This window comes from Leisingera aquimarina DSM 24565 (assembly GCF_000473165.1).
Taxonomy (GTDB): domain Bacteria; phylum Pseudomonadota; class Alphaproteobacteria; order Rhodobacterales; family Rhodobacteraceae; genus Leisingera; species Leisingera aquimarina.
Genome location: NZ_KI421504.1, coordinates 938,763 through 962,065, shown reverse-complemented (window position 1 = coordinate 962,065; position 23,303 = coordinate 938,763). Strand labels below are relative to the sequence as shown.

The window sequence follows — 23,303 nt, the reverse complement described above, 5'->3', positions numbered from 1 at the left end:
GCCCCATTGCCGCCGGCCCCATCTATCTTGCTTTCGCGTGCCGGGGCCTGGCACATCGTCTCAGACAAGCCCGCCCATACATGAGTTTGGGGTAAATTGAAAGGGAAAGCGGCAAGCGTCCGCTGCCGAGGGCGGCAGTGTGCTGTGCAGGATGCCAGGCGGGGTATCGCGGCCCCGCCTGAAAGCTGTCAGTTGGTGGATTCCAGCCCCTCAGGGCGTCCTGCAATGGCGAAATGCAAACCGTCTGGATCCATGAATTCCGCAGCAAAGCGGTTCACGTCTTCCAGCGTGACAGCGTTGATACGGTCGTTACGGGTTTCCACATAGCTGATCGGCAAATGGTCCATCTGCATGCCCGCGAGGATCGAGGCAATGCGGCCGTTACCGTCAAAGCGCAGCGGATAGGCGCCGGTCAGATAGGTCTGCGCATCCTTAAGCTCTTTCTCCGTCACGCCTTGTTCGGCCATGCGGCGCCATTCATTGCGGATCACCTCAACCGCTTCAGCCATCTTGCCATTGGCCGAGGCCACCGACCCCATATAGACCGCCGCCAGGTCACGCGGCACCAGGTAGGAATAGACCCCGTAGGTCAGCCCGCGCTTTTCCCGCACCTCGGTCATCAGCCGGGTCTCGAATGAGCCGCCGCCCAAGATCTGGTTCATCACATAAGCGGTGAAAAAATCCGGATCCTCGCGCTTGATCCCCTTTTGGCCGAACAGGGCCACAGATTGCGGCGTGTCGAAATCCACAACAGTGACACCGCCCGCGATTGAAACTTCAGCCGGGCCCGGAATCGGGCCGCCCTCTGCAGGCAAGGCGCTCAGCAACTCATCCAGGAGCACACCAAGTTCCTCAGCGGTGATATCGCCCACCGCGCTGACGTACAGCCTGTCTCGCGCAAAAACCGCTTCATAGGCATCAAAAATATCCTGCCGGCTAAGCGCGGAAACGGACACCAGCGTCCCCTTGCCGTCGCTGGCATAAGGGTGATCGCCAAAGGCCATCCGGGAAAAGGCCTCGCCCGCGATCGTGTTCGGGTTCTTGGCATCCGACCTCAATCCCGCCAGCACCTGTGCCCGGACCCGGTCCAGCGCATCCTGGTCAAACCGCGGCTCAAACAGGGTCTGGCGCAAAAGAGCGACTGCATCCTTGCGGTTTTCAGTCAGGAATCGGGCCGAAATGGATACAGAATCCTTGTCGGCATCATAGGAAAACTCCGCCGCCAGGGATTCCAGTGCACGGGCATAATCCTGCGCCCGCAGATCGCCGGAGCCTTCCTCCAGCAATCCGGCCATCAGGTGCACCGCTCCGCGTTTTCCGGGGGCATCCAAAGAAGTGCCGCCGCGAAAGCGCAGCTCAAGAGCGGAGAACGGAATCGCATGGTCCTCGACCAGCCAGGCGGTGATGCCGCCGGGAGAGGTGACTTCCTCGATCTTAACTCCGGCCCAGGCGGGCAGTGCCAAGACACAGGCCACCAAAGATGCCGCCATGAATTTCAGCAAGGTCATTGGGTCACCTCCTGGCCGCGCGTCATCCAGCCGGTGACTGATGTCTCCGGCCGCAGAACCTCATTTGCGGCAGCGATGATCTCATCCGCCGTGACCGATTGCAGGATCTTGGGCCAGTCCTGAACGTCCTGCACTGTCAGCCCGATGCTGAGCGCCTGGCCATAGCGATTGGCAATTCCGTTAACGTTGTCGCGGTCATAGATTTCGGCGGCCCGCAGCTGCAGCTTGATGCGCTCCAGCTGAGCTTCGTCCACTCCAGCTTCCAGAAAGCGGGCGATAGTGGCATCCAGCGCCTCCTCGGCCTGATCCATGCTGACGCCCTCAGCCGGAACCACAAGGAAAGTGAAGGACGTATCATCCAGCGAGCTGCCCGAATAGAAGGCGCCGGAGTAGACGGCGACCTGCTGGTCGAATTGCAACGCATTGGCCAGGTAGGAGGTGCTGCCGCCGCCCAAGAGTTCGGCCAGCAAGTAAAGCGCCGCAGCTTTCTGCTGCGCGCCGCTGTCGCGCTCAGGCGCCAGATAGGAGCGCTGCACATAAGGCTGAGCAACGCGCGGGTCCTCAAAAGTGAGGCGGCGGGCAGCGGTCTGCGGCGGCTCCTGGCTGCGGAAGCGCTCCGGCAGTTCAGGGTTTGCCGAGAGCACGCCATAATATGTCTCGGCAAGTGCTTTCACCTCTTCCGGTTCGACATCCCCGGAGACCACCAGGATGGCGTTGTTGGGCGCATAGTAGGTGCGGTAGAAGGACAGCGCATCCTCCATATCCAGGCTTTCCATCTCGTGGCGCCAGCCGATGACCGGCTGGCCGTAGCGGTGATTCAGGTACTGCACCGCCTGCAGCTGCTCGCGGAACAGCGCCACCGGGTCGTTATCAGTGCGCTGGTTGCGCTCTTCCAGGATCACCTCGCGCTCGGTGGCGATATCCTCCTCGCTCAGGCGGAGGTTGGTCATCCGGTCGCTTTCCATCCGCATCATCAGTTCGAGCCGGTCGGCGGCAACGCGCTGGAAATAGGCGGTGTAGTCATAGCTGGTGAAGGCGTTGTCCTGGCCGCCGTTGGCGCGCACGGTGGCCGACAGCTCTCCCGGGGCCAGCTTGTCGGTACCCTTGAACAGCAGATGCTCCAGGAAATGAGCCACGCCGGACTGCCCCGGCGGCTCGTCGGCCGAACCGGCCCGGTACCAGACCATCTGCTGCACAACGGGCGCGCGGTGATCCTCGACCACCACCACGTCCATGCCATTGTCCAGGGTGAACGCGGTCACCGCCTCATCCTCAGCCCGTACAGGCGCGGACAGGGCAGCACTCAGCGCTGCGGCGGCCAATGTGATCCTTTGGATCATCTGGCATCCTCCAATTTCTTGCACCTTTGCCCTTGCCTGGGACCGTGCGGTTACTGCTCTTTCGCCTATTGCAGCCACAAAACGCCGCCCATTGCCAGCAGAAAGACTGCTGTCAACCTACGCTGCCGCTGGCGTCATGCAAGACTGGCTGGCGGAATTGTGAGAGTTCAGGACTCTTCTTCGGGCGGCGACGACGGTGTGGCCGCGCCTGCCTTGCGGAATTGTTCGCTGACTGCAAATGGATCAATGCTCTGCTTCCGGTACAACTGCTCATAGCGGTCAACCGGAACAATCTTGATCCGCCCCAGGTGACGGTTGCGGTGGCGGAATTTCGCATCTTCCGAGGCCAGCGTCTCACGCACTCCCGGCTCCACGCCGTAGCGGCTGGAAGCGGTGACCAGTGCCGCATCGCCCGATGGCACGCCGCTGCCGGACACCAGGGCCGAGGGGTTGCCGCCCAATGCAGCCACTGCCTCGGATTTCGGGTCGGGATCCGTCAGATTGCTGCCGCCCGGGGTCGGCGCAGGCAGCGACGCATAGTTCTCCGGCGTGCTCAGCGGCTTGGACGGCAGGATCAGGAACTCATCCGGGCCGGGGCCAGGCTTTTGAAGGACACGCAGCCCCTTTTGACCGCAGCCGGCCACTGCCAGCGCGCCAGCCAGAACCATCACTCCGAACGGGATCCGCATGCCCCAAAACTCCTGCCTGTTTCCCGGCGCTTTTAACCCATTTGCCCAGCGAGGTCTACGCAGGCTTTTTGCGCCGCCCGTCAAAGAAGATCAGCCCTGCTGCGCCTGCAAAAATGAAGATATCGGCGACATTGAACACGAACGGGTTCTGAATACCGCAGCACGATGTGTTGAGGAAATCCAGCACGTATCCGTACAGCAGCCGGTCCGCGACATTGCCCAGCGCGCCGCCGATCACCAGCCCGGCCGAGAGCTGCATGCCCCAGGCCGCCTTTTGCGCGCGGGCGATCCAGATCACAAGGGCCAGGCAGATCGCCAGAGACATCCCGATCAGGATCCAGCGCGACGCCTCATCACCGCCGCCGAACAGGCCGAAGTTGATGCCGGTATTCTCGCCGTAGCGGAAGTTAAGAAACGGCGGCAGCACGTCGATCCGGTGGCGCTGATCCAGCCCCATCCAGTGGATCACCAGGTATTTGCTGGCCTGATCCGCCAGGAACGAGAGGCCGGCGCCCCAGATCATCCAACGTGCTGCCATGTCATAACTCTGCCTGCTTAGTGCCGGAAGTGGCGCATGCCGGTGAAGACCATGGCCAGGCCTGCCTCGTTGGCCGCCTTGATCACCTCGTCGTCACGCATGGAGCCGCCCGGTTGAATGACGCAGGCCCCGCCTGCAGCTGCAGCTTCCAGCAACCCGTCCGCAAAGGGGAAGAAGGCATCCGAAGCGACGGCGCAGCCTTTGGCGAGGCTTTCTTCCAGCCCCAGTTCGGCGGCCATGCGACCGGCCTTGGCCGCGGCCACATTGGCGCTGTCCAGACGGCTCATCTGACCTGCGCCAACACCGACAGTCGCGCTGTCCTTCACATAGACGATGGCGTTGGATTTGACGTGCTTGGCAACTTTCCAGGCAAACAGCATGTCCTGCATCTGCGCATCAGACGGAGCCTTTTCCGTCACCACCATCAAGTCCTCCATGCCGACGTAGCCCACGTCCTTGTCCTGTACCAGCATACCGCCGGCCACCTGTTTGTAGGCGGTGATGGCTTTGCGCGGCTCGGGCAGACCATCCGTCAGCAGCAGGCGCAGGTTCTTTTTGGCGGCAAAGACCGCCTTAGCTTCCTCTGAAGCACCGGGCGCAATCACCACTTCGGTGAAAATCTCAGTGATCTTGGCGGCAGTTTCGGCGTCCAGCGGCTGGTTCAGCGCGACGATGCCGCCGAATGCGGACGTGCGGTCGCAATCAAAAGCCTTCTGATAGGCCTCGGCCAGGGTCGCGCCTTTGGCCACGCCGCAAGGGTTGGCGTGCTTTATGATCGCCACTGCGGCGCTGTCCGCCGGATCGAACTCCGCCACCAGCTCATAGGCCGCGTCGGTGTCGTTGATGTTGTTGTAGCTGAGTTCCTTACCTTGCAGCTGTACAGCGGTGGCCACGCCGGGACGATTGCTGCCATCGGTATAGAAGGCCGCTTCTTGATGGCTGTTCTCGCCATAACGCAGGGTCTGCTTCAGCTCGCCCGCAAAGGCCCGGCGGCGCGGGGTCTTCTCTTCAATCGCCGTGGCCATCCAGTTCGACACAGCCGCGTCATAAGCAGCAGTGCGGGCATAGGCGGTCTGCGACAGCTGCTGGCGGAAGGCGTAGGAGGTCTGGCCGTCGTTTGCGTCCAGTTCCGCAAGCAGCGCGTCATAATCCTGCACGTCGGTCACCACGTTCACAAACAAGTGGTTCTTGGAGGCCGCGCGGATCATTGCCGGGCCGCCGATGTCGATGTTTTCGATCATCTCGTCATAACCGGCACTGCGCGCCAGGGCCGCTTCGAACGGGTAGAGGTTCACCACCAGCAGATCGATGGCACCGATGCCGTGCTCGTTCATTGCAGCAACATGGGTGTCGTTGTCACGCAGCGCCAGCAGGCCGCCATGCACCATCGGGTGCAGGGTCTTCACGCGCCCGTCCATCATTTCCGGAAAACCGGTCACTTCCGAGACGTCCTTGACTGTCAGACCTGCATCGCGCAGCGCCTTGGCGGACCCGCCTGTCGACAGCAGCTCAACACCGCGCCCAGACAGCGCCTTGCCCAGCTCGATCAGGCCGGTCTTGTCGGATACGGAAAGCAGCGCACGGCGTACGGGGTGAAGGTCGGTCATGGCAGGGCGGTCCTTTTCAAAGGCTCAGTCAAACGTCTCGGGTTCGTCCCGGTTCAGATCTCGCACGGCAACCGCAGTCTCCTGCGCCTTGCTGAGCGTCCACCGGATGCGCGTCGCATAACCCATCGCGCGCCCGGATAAAACGATTTGCTTTGCCGCACGCGGCTTCAAGCGGGTCTTTTCCAGAAAAACGCTCGGCTCCAGCCGCAGCTGGCAGGTGCCGTCATGGCGGAACACCCAGATTTCCCCGCTCTTGAGCGCCATGGATACCGCGGCGCCGCCCAAGTCAAGGGCTGCGTCCACCTCCGGGTGCAGATGCAGCCGGAGGTCAAAGCCGATGCCGCCCTCCGCGCTGATATCCCGAACCTTGGTGAACTGGCGTTTGGCGGCATCATCCAGTGCCACCAGCATGTCCTCGCCGCTGAGGGCCCGCCCGTCAAACGCCAAATCCAGGGTGCGGGCATGGGTCAGCCCGAAATGGGCAGCATAGCCATTGTGCCCGCCCTGAAAACGGCAGCCATCGGCCAGGTCGCTGACTTCCAGCGGCACCTCATCAGGCGCTTCGATCAATTCCTCATGGCCGGTGGTCTTGTGCGGCGCAGCCAGCCTGGCACTGGAGTGCCCCTCGATGCACAGCGTGGTATGGGAGGGCGTGGCGCGCCCCGCCCGGCGCCATTCGACGCCAAAGGTTTCGCCCGATCCGCAATTCACAATCAGGGGCCGCCGCCCTGAAGTCAGTTCAAACGCCAGGGTCGAGGCATGGCCATAGTTGGACGCCTTGCCCTTGGGGGGCGCCGAGGCGTCGACAATAACCGAGGTCCGCCGCGCTGACAGCCGGGCAAATCCCATCGCCAGCCCGTCCGCATGGCGTTCTGCCACATGGCTGGCCGCGAGGGCATGGTCCAGCCGCCCTTCCATTCCGCGGCCGCCGCCATGGAACCGCGCAAGCCCGCCATCACTGTGGCGCAGGGTGCGCAAAGTGGGGGCGATCCGCTCGATAGCGCTGATATGCGCAGGCGGCACTGCGCGCCCGGCTTCATGCAGGGCAGCCGCGGCCCAGGTCAGCAGAGTGAAAACCTCCAGCAGCTCTTCAGGGTTGCGGGTCGGCAACCCGCCCTGGCCATCAATCTGCGTATCGCATTCTGCTGCCAGCGCACGGACAGCCGGGTCGGCCAGCTCTTCGCGTCCTTGCAGGGCAAGGCCCGCATAGATCAACCCGCATAAAGCCTCGAACCGGGGCAGACCGGGCGCTGCCCCCTGCCAGCGCTGTGCCAGGAACCAGGTCTGTTGCGACAGCGAATGATAAAAGACTTCCGTCTCGTCCTTTTCCTTGCCGCTAAGCAGAAACAGAGCGTGGTTGATCCAGCGGATCACCCGCCGCCCGGTCAGGTCGGGCAGCCAGGCCAGCCCGCCGCTGCGTCCGTGCTGTTGGATCCAGCCCCACACCCATTTCTGCGCCTTGGCGCGGGCCTTGAAATCGCCGACCGCCGCCAAGTCGTCGAGCCAGGAAAATCCGTGCCGCTCTGCATCAAAGGCCGCATCCGGAGCTGCAACCTCCCACAGTCCGGTGTCAGGCGATTCGACCAAGTAACCGGCAAACAGCAGGTTGCCCGCCACGAGCTGGCGCCCGCGCGCAAAGCTGCCAATGGTGCGCGGCTCGGGCTGCGAGACAAAGCCGGTAGCAGCCGGCTGGCTGCGCGCGCGCCAAGCGTAATAGCTGTTCAGCAGCCGGGTGCCGCGGCCGGCCATTCTGTCAAAAGTGGACATGCTCTTTTTGCCTCACGCCGGATTTTTACCAGGGCGTTTTGGCGCGAGCATAGCGCGAGGGGCGGATCAAGTCACCGGCGAATACCGGGAACTCCCCGGGGTCACGCGGATTTGCGCAAAAGGGCCATATAGAACCCATCCATACCGCCGCGTTCCGGCCAGTAGTCGGGGCGCAAGCGCAGGCCGCCCTCTTCGCTGATCCAGTCCGGATCCACGCCGGGCAGCAGCAGCGCCTCGCGGTCTGCTGCCATCTCAGGGAACATATCCAGCGCGTCCTCAACCTGGCATTCACCCTCATCCGGCAGCAACGAGCAAGTGCAGAACATCAGCCGCCCGCCGGGTTTTACCAAGGACCAGGCGTGCGCCAGCATCTGCGCCTGCAGTTCGATCAGGACGCCGAAGTCACTGCCGTCTTTGGCCTGAGGAAGATCCGGGTGGCGGCGGATTGTGCCGGTGGCCGAACAAGGGGCATCCAGCAGCACGGCATCGAACTGGCCCTGCTGTTCCAGTGCGTCGCCCACGATCAGTTCTGCTTGCAGTCCAGTACGGGAAAGGTTTTCCTGGAGCCTGGCGATGCGGTTTTTGGAGACATCCACTGCGGTCACTTTGGCACCCACGGCCGCCATCTGCATGGTTTTGCCGCCCGGCGCTGCACAAAGTTCCAGTACATTCTCGCCTGGGCGAACATTCAGAATGCGGGCGGGCAACGCGGCGGCAGCATCTTGGATCCACCAGTCGCCGGTCTCATACCCCGAAAGCGCCGAAACCTGCCCGGCATTGGCGATCCGCACAGAACCGGTGGGCAAGGTTTCCCCGCTCAAAGCGCTCAGGTCCGAATTGGGTTTAACCGTTACATCCAGTGAGGCACCGGTGAAATGCGCCGCCTCCATGCCCAGCATCGCCTCCGCTCCCCAGGCCTGAACCAATGGTTTGCGCAACCAGTTCGGCAGGCGCGGCACACGCAGCTTGGCCCATTCCGCCGGACCGTCCTCGGCCACCTTGCGCAAGACCGCATTGACCAGCCCCTTGAGCTGCCCATGACGCCGGTGCTTGGAGACGATGGCCACCATCGCGTTCACTACGCCGTGCGCCGCGCCACCAGAACACAGTTCCACCGCTCCCAACCGCAACACATTCAGCACGGTCATTGGCGGTGTTTTTTTAAGATGTTTCTTCAGCACCCGGTCTGCGCGTTCGAGATTGCGCAGAGTTTCCGCTGCCAGCCGCTGCGCCCGCGCCCGGTCTTCAGGCGCCAGTTTCTCGAGCGCACCAGCGGCATAGCATTCCGACAGCAGCCGCCCCTCTCCCAGAACCTGATCCAGCAGGTGTACCGCGGTGCGGCGGGCGTGATTGGGGTCGGACATCTGGCAACTCCTCAGGGCGCGGCTTGTTTGCGCGGGACAGGGGCGTATATCATGAGCCGAGCATAAAGGAACCCGCGATGAGCGAAGAGACTGCACCTGATAAAAATGACCTGCCGCCCGCCGCCCGGCGCGCACTGGCCGAAGCCGAGGAGCGCCGCAAGGAAGCCGAGGCACAGGACCCGCGCCCCAAGGAGCTGGGCGGACGCGATGGACCCGATCCAGCCCGCTATGGTGATTGGGAGAAGAAAGGCATCGCTGTCGATTTTTGAACCGCGGCCGGGGGCTTTGCCCCTTCGCAGGCGCTGCCTGCTCACCCCTGAGTATTTTCCCAAAGGTGAATGACTTTCATCTTTTCAAAAATACTCACGTCCCGCGGCCGGCCAGGCGGCTTTGTCGCCGAAAGGCGAGGCAGCGGCCCCTCAGGGCCGCATTTCAGACCTTAGAGCCCCAACACATCCACCATGTCATACTGTCCCGGCCCCTTGTCCTGGCCCCAAAGCGCAGCCTTCAGCGCGCCACGGGCAAAGATGGCGCGGTCGGTGGCCATATGGCGCAGCACGATGCGTTCGCCAGCGGCGGCAAACAGAACGTCATGCTCGCCCACGATGTCGCCGCCGCGGATGGCGGTGAAGCCGATGTCGCCACGCTTGCGGGCGCCGGTGATGCCATCACGTCCGGAATCGCGCACATCTGGCAGATTGACCCCGCGGCCCTCGGCTGCGGCTTCGCCCAGCATCAATGCAGTACCAGACGGGGCATCGACCTTGTGGCGGTGATGAGCTTCGATCACTTCGATGTCGAAATCCTCGTCCAGCGCCGCGGCAACCTTCCTGGTCAGCTGTACCAGCAGGTTCACACCAAGGCTCATGTTGCCAGCGCGCACAATCACCGCATGGCGGGAAGCCGGTTCCAGCTGGGCGATCTGCGCATCCGTCATGCCGGTGGTGCCGATCACATGCACCGCGCGCGCTTGGGCTGCCAGCTTGGAAAAACCCAGCGTTGCCTCTGGCGATGTGAAATCAATCACCGCTTGCGCCTTGGAAAACGCCTCTAGCGCATCCGACGTAACAGTGACGCCAACGGGCGCTCCGCCCATTGCTTTGCCCACATCGCAGCCAACCCACGCATGCCCCTCACGCTCCACCGCGCCGGCCAGCGTGGCCTTATCGCTGTCCAGCACCGTTTTGATCAGCATCTGCCCCATGCGGCCTGATGCGCCGGTAATCACAATCCCTGGTTTGTGAGTCATTGGCCAATTCCCCTATTCAAGCTGGATTTGTCCTACATTGCCGGGCAGCGCTTGGCAAAGCCCGCAATCCGGCATAGATCGGAAATATGGCAAAGAACAAATTCCACGATGGTCCCGGCCCGTCCCAGCGCCAGCTTCGCGTCGGCGAACTGATCCGCCGCTCTCTCTCTGAAGTGCTGGCGCGCGGGGATGTGCATGACCCGGACCTGAACCGTATGTCGATCACCGTGGGCGAGGTGCGCACCTCGCCCGATCTGAAAATCGCCACTGCCTTTGTGCTGCCTTTGGGTGGCAAGGGGCAGGATGATGTTCTGAAGCTCCTCGCGCGAAACAAGGGCGAGCTGCGCCGCGCGGTCGGCAAGAAGCTGGGGTTGAAGTTCGCCCCGGATCTGCGCTTCCGGCTGGATGAAACCTTTGATCAGATGGACGATACCCGCCGGATGCTGTCCCAGGACGCGGTGCGCCGCGACACGGAAGAGTGATCCGCAAGGCCGCCTTGCTGCTGGCCGCGCTCTGGGCCGCCCCGGCGGCAGGCGCGGTGGAATGCAGCGATGCGGCCTATGAAGGCAACAGGTATTCGATCTGCGAAGTGGATGCATCACGGGAGCAGCTGCGGCTGTTCCTGCGCGATGGCGAGGGGCAGGTCTACGGGCATTTTTCCACACTGGGCACGGCGCTGGCTGAGGACGGCAAAGCGCTGGTTTTTGCCACCAATGCCGGGATGTATCACAGCGACCGCTCGCCCGTGGGTCTCTATGTCGAAGACGGCGCCGAGGAAATGCGGCTGGTAACCAATGCCGGCCCTGGCAACTTCGGCCTGCTGCCCAATGGCGTCTTCTGTATCCGTGAGGCCCGGGCCGATGTTTTCGAAACACTGGCTTTCGGCAAAGCCGCCCCCGCCTGCGCCTATGCCACCCAATCCGGGCCGATGCTGGTGATCGATGGAGAATTGCATCCGCGCTTCCTGCCCGATTCGGACAGTTATTATGTGAGGAACGGGGTAGGCACCTCAGCCGATGGCCGCCGGGTCGTCTTTGCCATCTCGCGCAATGCGGTGACGTTTCACCAGTTCGGCAGCCTGTTCCGGGATTACCTGAAGCTGCCAAACGCGCTGTATTTCGACGGCAATATCTCGCGCCTGCATGCACCGGCGTTGGGGCGCAGCGATGCCGGTTTCATGATGGGGCCGGTTGTCGGCGTGATCGAGGAGGCGGCCTCAGCCGACTGAACGCCTCAGTCCGGGCGCCTGCGCATCTGCTGCACCATCGGAACCGAGTAGATCACCAGCGCGGCCCAGATCATCGGGAAGGCGATCATCCTGGCTCGTCCGAATTCCTCGCCAAACAGCAGCACCGCAGCCAGCATGATCATCGTCGGTGCGATGTATTGCAGGATTCCCATGGTCGACAGCCGCACCAGCTTAGCCCCGTTGGCATAGACAATCAGTGGCACCGCAGTGACCACCCCGCAGCCCAACAGCAGCGAGGTGTCCGTGAGAGAGCCGCCAAAGCTGCCGCTGCCGGTCGCGGTGAGATAGGCAAAATAGCCCGGCGCCGGGAACAGCAGGATCAGTACCTCCAGCAAGAAGCCCTGATTCGGACCGATCGGCAGCGATTTTTTGAAAAACGCATAAAATCCCCAAGTCAACGTCAGCCCAACTGAGACCCAAGGCACGCTGCCGGCTTCGACCGTCAGAACCACCACTGCAGCAGCGGCCAAAGCAACAGCGGCCATTTGCGCCTTGGTGAGCGGCTCACGCAGCAGGAAGGCGCCCAGGGCAATGCTGAACAACGGATTGATATAGTAGCCCAATGCCGCGTCCAACGCCCGGCCAGAGGCAATCGACCAGACATAGATCCCCCAATTCACCGAAATCAGCGCCGCGGTGATACAGGCCATGCCTAGCATCCGGGGGTTTTTCAGCGCCGCCTGCAGCTCCCTTGTCCGCCGCAGGATGAGCAGAAGCGCCCCTGCGACGGGCACTGACCAGATCACCCGGTGGGTAACAACCTCAGCCGCGGGAATGTGCGACAGTGCTTTCATGTAAAGCGGCAAAAAACCCCACATCAGATAGGCCGCAATGGCAAAAGCCAACCCGCGGGGCGTGTCTGTGTTTTCGGAGGGCGGCTGTGTCATGCGGAGTTCCTGTCCAGAACGCTGTTATGGCTGGTTTTAACAATGTTGAAACATTGTTTTCTGCGAATGCGGATATTCACATGTTGAATGGCTGCGCCGGCATGCCGTTCTGGACACATTGCGCAAAAAAAACGGCCCCGGAAACCGGGGCCGCAGTGCAAATGGGGGGGTAAGCAGTTCGGGCTAAACCGCCCGTCAGGCTTCAAGCGACCGGCGCAGCATCTCCACATCTTCGGCGATCTGGCCGTCAGTGGTCTTCAGCTCTTCGATACGCTTCACACCATGCATGACAGTGGTATGGTCGCGCCCGCCAAAGCGACGGCCGATTTCCGGCAAGCTGCGGCTGGTCAGCTGCTTGCACAGGTACATCGCCACCTGGCGCGGGCGCGCATAAGAGCGCAAGCGCTTGGGGCCGATGATGTCGGACATGCGGATGTTGTAGTACTCGGAAACCTTGCGCTGGATCTCCTCGACAGTGATCTTTCGCTCGGAGGCGCGCAGCACGTCGGCCAGACAGTCCTGGGTCAGGTCCATGTCGATCTCACGCCCCACAAGCGAAGCAAACGCAAACAGCCGCGTCAGAGCGCCTTCGAGCACGCGAACGTTGGTCGAGATGCGGTGTGCCAAGAATTCCAGCACGCCATCGGCGATGCGCAGATCCGGGTAGGTTTGGCGCTGCTGCTCCACCTTGGTCTGCAGGATGCCCAGGCGCAATTCATAGTCGGTCGGGTGCAGGTCAACCACCAGGCCGCACTGCAGGCGGGACTTCACCCGGTCTTCCAGATCCTTGATCTCGCCCGGGGCGCGGTCGGCTGAGATGATGATCTGCTTGTTCTGGTCAACCAGGGCATTGAATGTGTGGAAAAACTCCTCCTGAGTGGAGTCTTTGCCGGCAATGAACTGGACGTCATCCACCATCAGCACGTCGACCGAGCGGAACAAGTGTTTAAAGTCCATCATCTTGCGCTCGCGCAATGCCTGCACAAAGCGGTACATAAACTGTTCCGCCGACAGATACAGCACGTTCAAAGCTGGGTTCTTTTCCTTCAGCTCCCAGGCGATGGCGTGCATCAGGTGGGTTTTACCCAGGCCTACACCGCCATACAGCACCAGCGGGTTGAAGGTGACCGGGCCGCCTTCGCCAACGCGGCGCGCGGCGGCATGGGCCAGCTCGTTCGGCTTGCCCACGACAAAGCTGTCGAAAGTAAATCGTGGATCCAACGGGGCCGCCTGCAGCGCTTCCAGCGCGTCCTTGCCGGCCGCCGATGCCGGAGCAGCTGCGGGGGCTGTCATGACTGCCACGTCGCCCTGTGGGCTGCCATGGCTGTCAGTCGCCCCGGCGGCTTCTGCCGGGCGTGCCGGGCTGTTGGCCGCCACCCGGAAGGCCAGCCGCTGGACCGGCTCGCCGGACATGGTCAGCTCATGCAGAATAAGATCCGCAAAATTCTGGCTGACGTAGTTTCCCATGAAATTGGTCGGCACCTTAAAGACGGCGACCCCGCCGTCCACGGTGTCAAACTCCAAAGGCTCGATCCAGGTTGTGAAATTGTTCTGGCCGACCGTCTTCAACAGCCGGTTTCTGAGCTGTCCCCATTTTTCTTTTGTCATGCTGCGCCTCACGCGTCCCCAAAAAAGCAGCGGCCCCTTGGCCGGGCCAATTCTATTCTATCTTCACCCCCAACCACCCGGGGGGCGTTCACGCACAGGACAAATGTGTGCGGACCAGCAGTGGCCGCATTGCCCGAAGGCTGAAGGTTCGCGCAAAACAGCAAAAACAGCCGCAAGAAGCGGCGGATTTGCCGTGACGAACAGTATCGCACACAATTGAGACAAGGCTGCTGTCCATAACCGATACAGCAGTGGATTCCGGCCAGAACCACGCACGGATGTGCCGTCTGTACCGGATAACCTGACAACCTTGATGCCCGTCAAGATTGCCGCAAGCAGCCTGTCCCCCCAGCGAGTGAATCGCTGTCCTATTGGTAGCAATTTGAGGGGGGCGGCAGCAACGAAACTATGATGTTGACTCTGCCTTTGGCGACAAAGAATCTCTCGCGCCTGCAGAACACCGCCGAGGGTTTTCCCAAAAAACAAGGCGCTGCAATCTGCAGCGCCCTGACAACTTTTCAACTCTGCTTGAGCTTGCTCAGCAGAGAAACTCTCAGGCCAGTGCCTTAACGCGTGCGGACAGGCGCGAGATTTTCCGGGAAGCGGTGTTTTTGTGGTACACACCTTTGGTAACGCCGCGCATCAGCTCGGGCTGAGCTGCGCGCAGAGCTGCGGTTGCAGCTTCTTTGTCGCCGGAAGCGATGGCTTCTTCAACTTTACGCAGATAGGTGCGGATGCGCGAACGACGGGCTTTGTTGACGGCAAAGCGCTTTTCGTTCTGACGTGCGCGCTTCTTGGCTTGGGGCGAATTTGCCATAGTGTTTGACCTTATCTCGGGTTCTGTTTCTATCGGACGCAATGCCAGCCGAACCCGGGTCACAAAACCGGTGTGATTCTAGCCAGAGCGGGCTGCACGCGCATGTATGGGGCGGCATCTATCCAATCCGGTGCAGAATTGCAAGCGCGCTGGTCCGGAAAGGAAAACGGCGGGCCCATCCGCCCGCCGTCCCGCGATGTCTATCAGTGGCAGGGCTCACTTGTCCCGGAATTGCGCCTCACGCTTTTCCAAGAAGGCGGCCATGCCCTCTTTCTGATCTTCAGTTGCAAACATCGAGTGGAACACCCGGCGCTCGAACAGCAGCCCCTCGTTCAGCGGCAGTTCGTAAGAGCGGTTTACCGTTTCCTTGACTGCCATCGCTGTCAGCAACGATTTTTCGGCGATCTTCTGTGCCGCTGCGGTAGCTTCCTCGATCAGCTTCTTGGCTGGCACCACGCGCGACACCAGGCCTGCGCGTTCGGCTTCCTCGGCGTTCATGAAGCGGCCAGTGAGGTTCATATCCATCGATTTGGACTTGCCCACGAACCGGGTCAGACGCTGCGTGCCGCCAATTCCTGCAACAACGCCCAGGTTGATCTCCGGCTGGCCGAATTTGGCCGTCTCGGCAGCGATAATGAAATCGCAGAGCATCGCCAGCTCGCAACCGCCGCCCAGCGCATAGCCGGCCACCGCCGCGATCACCGGTTTGCGAATGGCTGAGATCCGGTCATTGGCATCGGCAAACAGGTTCGTGGTGAACACTTCGGTAAAGCTCATCTCCGACATCTCCTTGATGTCGGCACCGGCGGCAAAAGCCTTCTCGGATCCGGTCAGCACAATGCAGCGCACCTTGTCGCTGGCATCGGCTTCCTCAAGAGCATCACAGAGCTCGCCAATGAGCTCCTTGTTGAGCGCGTTCATCGCCTCTGGGCGGTTCAGTTTTATGAGGCAAACGTGGTCCTGCACATCGACGTTGATCGTCTCGTAGGCCATGATTTCTCTTTCGGTTGTTCCGTTCAGATCCGAGTCCTTACCAAAAGGGTCCCTCTGATCAAGCTATCTTTGACACTTTACACAGTAGAAGGTGGAGCGCCCGGATTGGGTGATTCTGGCAATTGACCCCGTGCAACCCGCGCGGCGGCAGGGTTCACCCTCGCGTCCATACGCATCGAAAGAGTGTTGAAAATATCCAAGCTCACCAGAGGCTTGCCGGAAATCCTTGAGCGACGATCCGCCTGCTCGGATGGCATCCTGCAGCACTTCCCGGATGATCGGAACCAGCGCCGCAACCCGATGCGCGGCAATCTGCCCAGCCTTGCGGCGTGGCGAAATTCCCGCACGGAACAAAGCTTCACAAACATAGATGTTACCAAGGCCCGCAATGATTCCCTGATCCAGTAATGCGGATTTCACCGGCGTGTTGCGACCCTGGAAGGCGGCAACCAGATGGTCCTCGTGAAAATCATTTCCCAGCGGCTCCGGCCCCAGCACCGCCAGCAGTTTGTTGCTTTCGGCCGTTGCGGTCTCCAGCAGATCCATCGCCCCGAAGCGGCGCGGGTCGTTGAAGGTGATGCGGGCGCCATTATCCATGTCCAGCACAACATGGTCGTGCTTCTCCGCCTGCGGGTGCTCATGCGCAAACTGGCCCAGCGGGTCACCAGACACCGTCATCCGCCCCGACATGCCCAGATGAATGAGCAGTGTCTCCTCAGTGTCCAGGTCCGCCAGAATATACTTCGAACGCCGCCGCAGCCCATTGACCCGCGCACCGGTCAGCCGCTCGGCCATCCGCTCCGGAAACGGCCAGCGCAGATCAGGACGGTTCACAGCCGCATTTGTGATCACCGCCCCCTCCATCGCAGGCGCCAATCCGCGTTTCACCGTCTCGACCTCGGGCAATTCTGGCATTACACCCCTCCTGAACCAACGGGCCGCATTGTGCCTGCCCCACAGCGCCTTATAACAAGGGCGGAATTCAGCAAACGGCAAGCCTCATGAGCGATAGCAGCGACAATACCACCCATTTCGGGTTCGAAACCGTCCGCGAGGAGGAGAAGGCCGGCCGCGTGCAGGGGGTCTTTAACTCGGTCGCCTCGAAATACGACATCATGAACGATGTGATGAGCGTCGGCATCCACCGGGTCTGGAAAGACGCGATGATGGACTGGCTGGCGCCGCGACCCGGTCAGCGGCTGCTGGATGTGGCAGGCGGCACCGGCGACATTTCCTTCCGCTTCCTGAAACGCGCAGGGTCCGGCCATTCCACCGTGCTGGACCTCACCCGCCCGATGCTGGAGGAAGGCCGCAAGCGCGCCGAAGCAGAGCAGATGGCGGACAGCCTCGACTGGGTCACCGGCGACGCGATGAAGCTGCCGTTCAAGGACAATACATTCGACGTCTACACGATCTCTTTCGGCATCCGCAACGTGACCCGGCCGCAGGAAGCCCTGAACGAGGCCTTCCGGGTGCTGCGGCCCGGCGGCCGGCTGATGGTGCTGGAGTTCTCGCAGCTGCCAAACGACGGGCTGCAGAAGCTTTATGATCTCTACAGCTTCAACGTGATCCCACGGATGGGGCAGATGATAGCCGGCGACTACGACAGCTATCAGTATCTGGTGGAATCGATCCGCAATTTCCCCGATCAGGAAACTTTCCTGGGCATGGTGCGCAAAGCAGGTTTTGAGAACGCCAAATACCGCAACCTGTCACTGGGCATCGCCGCCCTGCATTCCGGCTGGAAAATCTGATCCATGCGCGGTCCCCACAACATTTTGCGCCTGATCCGCACAGGCGCCACTTTCGAGCGCACCGGCGCCATGCATTCGGTGCTGGAGGCGTTCGAGGCGCCAAAGCCGCTGCGCATCCTGGCCCGCACCCTGGGCTGGCCGTTCAAATGGCTGGGCTACAAAGGCGACCCGGCAATGCCGCCCGAAACCCGGGCGCTGAACGCACTGGGACCGGCTTATATCAAGTTTGGCCAGGTGCTCTCGACCCGGCCCGACGTGGTGGGCAAGGATCTCGCCAGGCAGCTGCGCGTTTTGCAGGACAAGCTGCCTCCATTCTCCCGCGCCGAGGCTCTAGCCGAAGTGGAAAAGGAACTGGGCCGCCCCGCCTCGGAAATCTTCTCCGACTTCAGCGACCCGGTTGCCGCCGCCTCCATCGCCCAGGTCCATCGGGCAACTCTGGCCGAAAGTGGCGAGGAAGTCGCGGTGAAGGTGCTGCGCCCCGGCATCGAACGGGCCTTCAACAGGGATGTCGACGCCTTCTATTTCGCTGCCCGCATCGTCGACCTCTTCGCCCCCGGCGCCCGCCGCCTGAAACCCATGGATGTGATCGAGCATTTCGACGGCGTGGTGCAAGGGGAATTGGACCTGCGTCTGGAAAGCGCCGCCGCCTCGGAATTTGCCGCCAATACCGTGAATGACGAAGGCTTCCAACTGCCCGAAATCCGTTGGGGTTATTCCGCCCGGCGAGTGATGACAATGGGCTGGGCGGACGGCGTTGCGCTGGGGGACAATGACGCGCTGGATGCCGCGGGCCATGACCGCCCGGTCCTGGCCAACAGGGTGCTGTCGCTGTTTCTGCGCCATGCGCTGCGGGATGGCTTTTTCCACGCCGACATGCACCAGGGCAACCTGAAGGTCGCGGCCAACGGTGACATTATCGCCTATGATTTCGGCATTATGGGCCATATTGATGAGTACACCCGCCGGGTCTATGCCGAGATCCTCTATGGCTTTATAAAACGCGACTACAAACGCGTGGCAGAAGTGCATTTTGAGGCCGGATACGTGCCTGCCAACCGTGATGTCGACGAATTTGCCCGCGCCCTTCGCGCAGTGGGGGAGCCGATCTTCGGCATGAATGCCTCAAACATCTCCATGGGCCGACTGCTGAACTATCTGTTTGAAGTCACCGAACGTTTCGGCATGGAAACCCGCACCGAGCTGATCCTGCTGCAGCGCACCATGGTGGTGGTTGAAGGCGTTGCCCGCTCGCTGGATCCGCACATCAACATCTGGGAAGCCGCCCAACCCGTGGTCGAGGACTACATCAAGAAATCAATCGGCCCGCGCGCCGTGGTTTCCGACCTTCTGGACACCGCCAAGGTGATGGCCCGGTTTGGTCCCCGGCTGCCCGCGCTGGTGGAACAGGCGCTGATCGCACAAGCGGCGCAGAACGGGACACATAAACGCAGCGCGAACAGCTGGGTAACTCCGGCCCTTCTGGGAGCCGCCGGCGGAGCAAGCCTCTTTGCCGTAGTTGCCTTGCTGCTGTGAGCATGCAAAGGCCCTAATGGCTCCAGTCTTCTTTCTGGTGTCAAATACTCCAGGGGTGAGCGCCGCAAGGCGCGAGGGGGCAGCGCCCCCTTCTCTTCCCCCTTAAATTACAACCGCTCGATTGCCAAAGCGATGCCTTGGCCACCGCCGATGCACATGGTGATCAGACCTTTCGACCCACCAGTCCGTTCCAATTCATAGAGCGTTTTCAATGTGATGATAGCGCCGGTCGCGCCCACCGGATGGCCCAGCGCGATCGCTCCGCCGTTCGGGTTCACCCGGGCAGGATCCAGCCCCAGTTCCTTGTTCACCGCCAGCGCCTGCGAGGCAAAGGCCTCGTTTGACTCGATCACGTCAAAATCACTGGGTGACAGGCCGGTTTTCTCCAGCAGGCTGCGCACTGCGGGCACCGGGCCGATGCCCATTACTTCCGGCCGCACCCCTGCATGGGCATAGCCCAGAATCCGTGCCTTGGGTCTCAGACCTGCCTTCTCTGCTGCGGAGGCAGTGGCCAGTACCACCGCCGCCGCGCCATCGTTGATTCCGCTGGCATTGCCGGCGGTAACCCGGCCGTCTTTCTGGAACACCGCCTTCAGCCCGCCCAGCACATCCAGGGTGGTCGCCTTGGGGTGCTCGTCCACCTCAAACGGTACTATGTCGCGCTTGACCTTCACTTCTACCGGCGCAATCTGCGATTTGAAATGCCCGGCCTCGATTGCAGCCGCCGCTCGGGTCTGGCTGGTGACGGCAAATTCATCCATCTGCGCGCGCGTAATACCATGCTCATCGGCGACGTTCTCGGCTGTAACCCCCATGTGACCTGTCCCGAACGGGCAGTTCAACGCCCCCAGCATCATATCGAGCGACTTCACATCGCCCATCTTCGCACCCCAGCGGCTTTGCTGGAGGATGTAGGGGCTGCGCGACATGTTTTCGGCGCCGCCGGCCAGTGCGAACTCGGCATCACCCATGGCAAGAGATTGAAACGCTGAGATGATTGCCTGCACTCCGGAACCGCAAAGCCGGTTCACGTTCATCGCGGGCACCGCATCAGGCACCCCCGCCTGCATCGCTGCAACCCGGCTCAGGTACATGTCGCGCGGCTCGGTGTTGATGATATGGCCGAACACCACATGACCGATCTGGCCGCCCTCAACTCCCGAGCGCTGCAGCGCAGCCTTGGACACAGTGGCCGCCAGATCGATGGGAGCAGTGCCCGCCAAAGCGCCGCCAAAAGTGCCAATGGCGGTGCGGGCGCCGTCCAGGATCACGATATCAGTCATTGTCTTTCTCCTCACTCCTGCGTTGCCGCCATTATGCGCCCGCAGCATGACCCTGTCTGCCGGGACGTGCCGTCATGGAAACGCGGCGTCACTCTCCGTGCACCGCCGCGGCGCAACATTCCGAAAGACCGGAGGATTTGACAAATCCCGCCTGACGGCGCAGAGATTCCGTCATGACGGAAAACACAGACGATATCCTGACCCTGCTGCCCGCCCGCCTGAAAGAGGCCCGCCGCACCCAAGGGCTGAGCCTGGAAGCGGTGGCGAATCTCTCCGGCGTCAGCCGCTCTATGGTAAGCCAGATCGAGCGCGGCGAAAGCTCCCCCACCATCGCAACACTGTGGAACCTCACCCGTGCGTTGCAGGTGGATTTTGCCGGGCTGCTGGAAACAGGGGACATGAAGGACCGGATTGAGGTTCTGCGCGCAACAGATGTGCCCAAGATCGAGAACATGGGCCAAGGATGCCGGATCCGCATTCTGTCGCCGCCGGAGGACGCCGGCGGGCACGAGGTCTATGATATCCGTTTCGACAAGGGTGGTGCACTGATCAGCCAACCCCACACCCGCGGCACAGTGGAACAGCTGACCGTTCTAGAGGGCGAAATTGCACTTTCCTCGGGCAATGCCAACAACTTGCTGCAAACAGGCGACACTGCCCGCTATGCCGCTGATGTTGCGCATTCGGTCACCGCTCCCGAGGGCCCGGCGCGGGTGTTTCTTATTGTGAAAACGGCTTGAGGTATGCCCTCAAGCCCGGCTGCACCCCTTGTTTCAATATCAACCCAGGCATTGGCAGACCTTTCAGACAGGCGGGAGATTTTGGATTTGAGCAAGATCTTTTTAGCTGAACCAGCGTAAACGCACCGGCAAGAAAGCCCCTCTCTCCACCTTTCCGGAACAAAGCCCTTGAAAGACTCACGGCATCGGACCATATGTGGATCGCTAACGTTATTCTTGTCGATCCACTGTCTCCCGCTTTGCGGCGTTTTCAGTCTCTCGATCCAGACCGACTACGCCAGGCTGCCGCACTTCCGCGGGCAGCAATTATAGGAGACTACGGATATGGCCACCGGCACCGTAAAATGGTTCAACACCACCAAAGGCTTCGGCTTCATCGCACCCGACGGCGGCAGCAAAGATGTGTTCGTGCACATCTCCGCTGTTGAGCGTTCCGGCCTGACCGGCCTGGCGGACAACCAGAAAGTCACTTTCGACATCGAGCCCGGCCGTGACGGCCGCGAGTCGGCTGTGAACCTGGCGCTGGCATAAGCTTTCAAGCTTAGCAGTTCTGAAACGCGGTCCCTGCAAAGGGGCCGCGTTTTTTTGTGCCTGCCATTAGGGCATAATGGGACTGTCAGCCCTTGTTGCTCTCATCCCAAAGCGCAGGTTCCCACAGCTCCACCTTGTTGCCTTCCGGGTCCATGATCCAGGCAAAACGGCCGTTTTCATGGGCGTCAGGCCCTTTCAGGATGGGAATGTCTGCGGCAGTCAGCTGGGCAACCATGCCGTCCATGTCATCAACCCGGTAGTTGATCATGAAGCCCGAGATACTGGGGTCGAACCAGGTCCCGTCCGGATCAGCAGTGGCCCATACGGTGAGGCCGCCGTCGCCGGCCTTGTCCTCCTCCCAATTGAGGACGGCGCCGCCGAAATCCGCCAGGTCTAGCCCCAGATGGTCGCGGTACCATTCTGCCAACTCCTTGGCGCCGCCGTGCGCCTTGATGAACACCCCGCCGATGCCTGTGACCCGTGCCATGACTGTTTCCTCCCTGTTTTGGGATGAGATAGTCCGGCCGGGTGATGTTTCCGCCTTCGGTTCCGGTTTCACGGATTTTTTTCCGCGATACTGAAATCCTGTATTTCGGAAACACGTCCGCTATGATAGACACGCGACTCGAGACACCCAGGGAGTTAGCTCATGTCCAATGCATTTCTGACCGACATCTCCAACACGCTTGCCCAGATCGAGGCTGAGGGGCTGTATAAACGTGAGCGAATGATCACCTCGCCTCAGGGCGGCGAGATCACGGTTGGAGACCGGCAGGTGATCAACCTCTGCGCCAACAACTACCTTGGACTGGCCGACCACCCCGCCCTGATCGAGGCCGCAAAATCGGCGATGGAGCCGAAAGGGTTCGGCATGGCGAGCGTGCGCTTCATCTGCGGGACGCAGGACATTCACCGGGAGCTGGAGAGCCGCCTGGCCAAGTTTCTAGGCAAGGATGACGCGATCCTGTTTGCCGCCTGCTTCGACGCCAACGGCGGGCTGTTCGAGCCGCTGCTGGGGCCGGAGGATGCGATCATCTCGGACTCGCTGAACCACGCGTCGATCATCGACGGGGTGCGCCTATGCAAGGCCAAGCGCTACCGGTATCTGAACAGTGATATGAACGATCTGGAGGCCTGGCTGAAACAGGCGCGCGAGGATGGGGCACGGCATATCATGATTGCGACCGATGGCGTTTTCTCGATGGATGGATACCTGGCCAAGCTGCCCGAAATCCGCGCGCTGGCGGATAAATACGATGCGGTAGTTATGGTGGATGACTGCCACGCCACCGGCTTCATGGGCGCAACGGGCGCGGGCACCCCGGAGCATTTCGGAGTGGACGTGGACATCCTGACGGGAACCTTGGGCAAAGCACTTGGGGGGGCCATCGGCGGTTATATCGCCGGGCCGCAGCCAGTGATCGACCTGCTGCGGCAGCGGGCGCGGCCCTATTTGTTCTCCAATTCGCTGCCGCCATCGATTGTTGCTGCCGGGCTAGAGGCGATCCGGCTGGTGGAGGAAGGGGACGGGCTGCGGGCGCAGCTGTTTGAGAATGCGCGTTACTGGCGTGCTGGCTTGGAAAATCTGGGCTTTGATCTCTTACCCGGTGAGCATCCGATCATCCCCGTGATGCTGGGCGAGGCGCAGCTGGCGCAGGATATGGCTGCAAAACTGTTTGACGAGGGCGTTTATGTCTCCGGCTTCTTCTTCCCGGTGGTGCCGCGCGGCCAGGCGCGCATCCGCACCCAGATGAACGCGGCGCTGACGCGGGATGAACTGGACAGGGCATTGGCCGCATTTGGCAAGGTCGGCAATGAACTGGGGATTGTGACATGAGCCGTCCAA

General features: G+C 61.6%; 23 protein-coding genes. 8 read left to right on the top strand and 15 right to left on the bottom strand.

Features of this window, described 5'->3' with window-relative positions:
- Positions 1-188: 188 nt before the first annotated feature.
- The 7 genes from AQUI_RS0108675 to AQUI_RS0108645 all read right to left on the bottom strand — a co-directional run bounded on the left by AQUI_RS0108675 (position 189) and on the right by AQUI_RS0108645 (position 8,813).
- The gene (locus tag AQUI_RS0108675) at positions 189-1,508 is read right to left on the bottom strand and encodes a M16 family metallopeptidase (RefSeq protein WP_027257172.1); all 1,320 of its coding nucleotides are present in this window, start codon (positions 1,506-1,508) and stop codon (positions 189-191) included.
- Positions 1,505-2,848 (bottom strand): M16 family metallopeptidase, encoded by a 1,344-nt coding sequence (locus tag AQUI_RS0108670; RefSeq protein WP_027257171.1) that lies wholly within the window; start codon positions 2,846-2,848, stop codon positions 1,505-1,507. The genes AQUI_RS0108675 and AQUI_RS0108670 overlap by 4 nt, the downstream gene beginning before the upstream one ends.
- Before the next feature lie 167 nt (positions 2,849-3,015).
- A complete protein-coding gene (locus AQUI_RS0108665; RefSeq protein WP_027257170.1) occupies positions 3,016-3,537 on the bottom strand; it encodes a DUF3035 domain-containing protein in 522 nt (173 codons plus the stop codon).
- A gap of 55 nt (positions 3,538-3,592) precedes the next feature.
- Positions 3,593-4,075 (bottom strand): signal peptidase II, encoded by a 483-nt coding sequence (gene lspA / locus AQUI_RS0108660; RefSeq protein WP_027257169.1) that lies wholly within the window; start codon positions 4,073-4,075, stop codon positions 3,593-3,595.
- Between the two features lie 17 nt (positions 4,076-4,092).
- Positions 4,093-5,682 carry a bifunctional phosphoribosylaminoimidazolecarboxamide formyltransferase/IMP cyclohydrolase gene (gene purH / locus AQUI_RS0108655; RefSeq protein WP_027257168.1) on the bottom strand — a complete coding sequence of 530 codons (1,590 nt, stop codon included), beginning with the start codon at positions 5,680-5,682 and terminating at the stop codon, positions 4,093-4,095.
- Positions 5,683-5,706: 24 nt separating this feature from the next.
- Entirely contained in the window at positions 5,707-7,449 is a 1,743-nt protein-coding gene (locus tag AQUI_RS0108650; protein ID WP_027257167.1) for a heparinase II/III family protein, read from the bottom strand.
- Between the two features lie 101 nt (positions 7,450-7,550).
- Positions 7,551-8,813: an RsmB/NOP family class I SAM-dependent RNA methyltransferase gene (locus tag AQUI_RS0108645; RefSeq protein WP_027257166.1), complete on the bottom strand. Its 1,263-nt coding sequence runs from the start codon at positions 8,811-8,813 to the stop codon at positions 7,551-7,553.
- Between the two features lie 77 nt (positions 8,814-8,890).
- Here AQUI_RS0108645 and AQUI_RS0108640 point away from each other — a divergent pair, with 77 nt between their 5' ends.
- Positions 8,891-9,082: a DUF1674 domain-containing protein gene (locus AQUI_RS0108640; protein WP_027257165.1), complete on the top strand. Its 192-nt coding sequence runs from the start codon at positions 8,891-8,893 to the stop codon at positions 9,080-9,082.
- 170 nt (positions 9,083-9,252) lie between these two features.
- On the opposite strand, the gene dapB is transcribed toward AQUI_RS0108640, so the two are convergent.
- Positions 9,253-10,062: a 4-hydroxy-tetrahydrodipicolinate reductase gene (gene dapB / locus AQUI_RS0108635; protein ID WP_027257164.1), complete on the bottom strand. Its 810-nt coding sequence runs from the start codon at positions 10,060-10,062 to the stop codon at positions 9,253-9,255.
- Between the two features lie 86 nt (positions 10,063-10,148).
- Here dapB and rbfA point away from each other — a divergent pair, with 86 nt between their 5' ends.
- Positions 10,149-10,544 carry a 30S ribosome-binding factor RbfA gene (gene rbfA, locus AQUI_RS0108630; protein ID WP_027257163.1) on the top strand — a complete coding sequence of 132 codons (396 nt, stop codon included), beginning with the start codon at positions 10,149-10,151 and terminating at the stop codon, positions 10,542-10,544.
- On the top strand, positions 10,541-11,290 hold the full coding sequence (locus AQUI_RS0108625; protein ID WP_027257162.1) for a phosphodiester glycosidase family protein: 750 nt from the start codon (positions 10,541-10,543) through the stop codon (positions 11,288-11,290). Before rbfA ends, AQUI_RS0108625 begins: the two co-directional genes overlap by 4 nt.
- 5 nt (positions 11,291-11,295) lie before the next feature.
- Here AQUI_RS0108625 and rarD read toward each other — a convergent pair whose 3' ends face one another.
- From rarD to mutM, 5 genes are all read right to left on the bottom strand, one after another.
- Positions 11,296-12,198: an EamA family transporter RarD gene (gene rarD, locus AQUI_RS0108620; RefSeq protein ID WP_027257161.1), complete on the bottom strand. Its 903-nt coding sequence runs from the start codon at positions 12,196-12,198 to the stop codon at positions 11,296-11,298.
- Positions 12,199-12,393: 195 nt separating this feature from the next.
- A complete protein-coding gene (gene dnaA, locus AQUI_RS0108610) occupies positions 12,394-13,806 on the bottom strand; it encodes a chromosomal replication initiator protein DnaA (protein ID WP_027257160.1) in 1,413 nt (470 codons plus the stop codon).
- A gap of 553 nt (positions 13,807-14,359) precedes the next feature.
- On the bottom strand, positions 14,360-14,623 hold the full coding sequence (rpsT, locus tag AQUI_RS0108605) for a 30S ribosomal protein S20 (protein WP_027257159.1): 264 nt from the start codon (positions 14,621-14,623) through the stop codon (positions 14,360-14,362).
- Between the two features lie 216 nt (positions 14,624-14,839).
- A complete protein-coding gene (locus AQUI_RS0108600; RefSeq protein ID WP_027257158.1) occupies positions 14,840-15,616 on the bottom strand; it encodes an enoyl-CoA hydratase in 777 nt (258 codons plus the stop codon).
- A 63-nt stretch (positions 15,617-15,679) separates the two neighbouring features.
- A complete protein-coding gene (gene mutM, locus AQUI_RS0108595) occupies positions 15,680-16,531 on the bottom strand; it encodes a bifunctional DNA-formamidopyrimidine glycosylase/DNA-(apurinic or apyrimidinic site) lyase (RefSeq protein WP_027257157.1) in 852 nt (283 codons plus the stop codon).
- 86 nt (positions 16,532-16,617) lie between these two features.
- On the opposite strand from mutM, the gene ubiE reads away from it, so the two are divergent.
- Together ubiE and ubiB are read left to right on the top strand one after the other, a co-directional pair.
- On the top strand, positions 16,618-17,370 hold the full coding sequence (gene ubiE / locus AQUI_RS0108590; protein WP_027257156.1) for a bifunctional demethylmenaquinone methyltransferase/2-methoxy-6-polyprenyl-1,4-benzoquinol methylase UbiE: 753 nt from the start codon (positions 16,618-16,620) through the stop codon (positions 17,368-17,370).
- A 3-nt stretch (positions 17,371-17,373) separates the two neighbouring features.
- Positions 17,374-18,903 carry a 2-polyprenylphenol 6-hydroxylase gene (gene ubiB / locus AQUI_RS0108585; RefSeq protein WP_027257155.1) on the top strand — a complete coding sequence of 510 codons (1,530 nt, stop codon included), beginning with the start codon at positions 17,374-17,376 and terminating at the stop codon, positions 18,901-18,903.
- A gap of 107 nt (positions 18,904-19,010) precedes the next feature.
- Here the strand turns inward: ubiB and AQUI_RS0108580 are convergent, their stop codons facing one another.
- Positions 19,011-20,186: an acetyl-CoA C-acyltransferase family protein gene (locus tag AQUI_RS0108580; RefSeq protein ID WP_027257154.1), complete on the bottom strand. Its 1,176-nt coding sequence runs from the start codon at positions 20,184-20,186 to the stop codon at positions 19,011-19,013.
- Between the two features lie 173 nt (positions 20,187-20,359).
- On the opposite strand from AQUI_RS0108580, the gene AQUI_RS0108575 reads away from it, so the two are divergent.
- The gene (locus tag AQUI_RS0108575) at positions 20,360-20,926 is read left to right on the top strand and encodes a helix-turn-helix domain-containing protein (RefSeq protein WP_027257153.1); all 567 of its coding nucleotides are present in this window, start codon (positions 20,360-20,362) and stop codon (positions 20,924-20,926) included.
- A gap of 324 nt (positions 20,927-21,250) precedes the next feature.
- Complete coding sequence (locus AQUI_RS0108570; protein WP_024092327.1) at positions 21,251-21,457, top strand: cold-shock protein; 207 nt, start codon at positions 21,251-21,253, stop codon at positions 21,455-21,457.
- An 85-nt stretch (positions 21,458-21,542) separates the two neighbouring features.
- On the opposite strand, the gene AQUI_RS0108565 is transcribed toward AQUI_RS0108570, so the two are convergent.
- Entirely contained in the window at positions 21,543-21,944 is a 402-nt protein-coding gene (locus AQUI_RS0108565) for a VOC family protein (protein WP_027257152.1), read from the bottom strand.
- A 162-nt stretch (positions 21,945-22,106) separates the two neighbouring features.
- On the opposite strand from AQUI_RS0108565, the gene AQUI_RS0108560 reads away from it, so the two are divergent.
- Positions 22,107-23,294, top strand: a complete 1,188-nt coding sequence (locus AQUI_RS0108560) for a glycine C-acetyltransferase (protein WP_027257151.1) — start codon at positions 22,107-22,109, stop codon at positions 23,292-23,294.
- Positions 23,295-23,303: the final 9 nt, after the last annotated feature.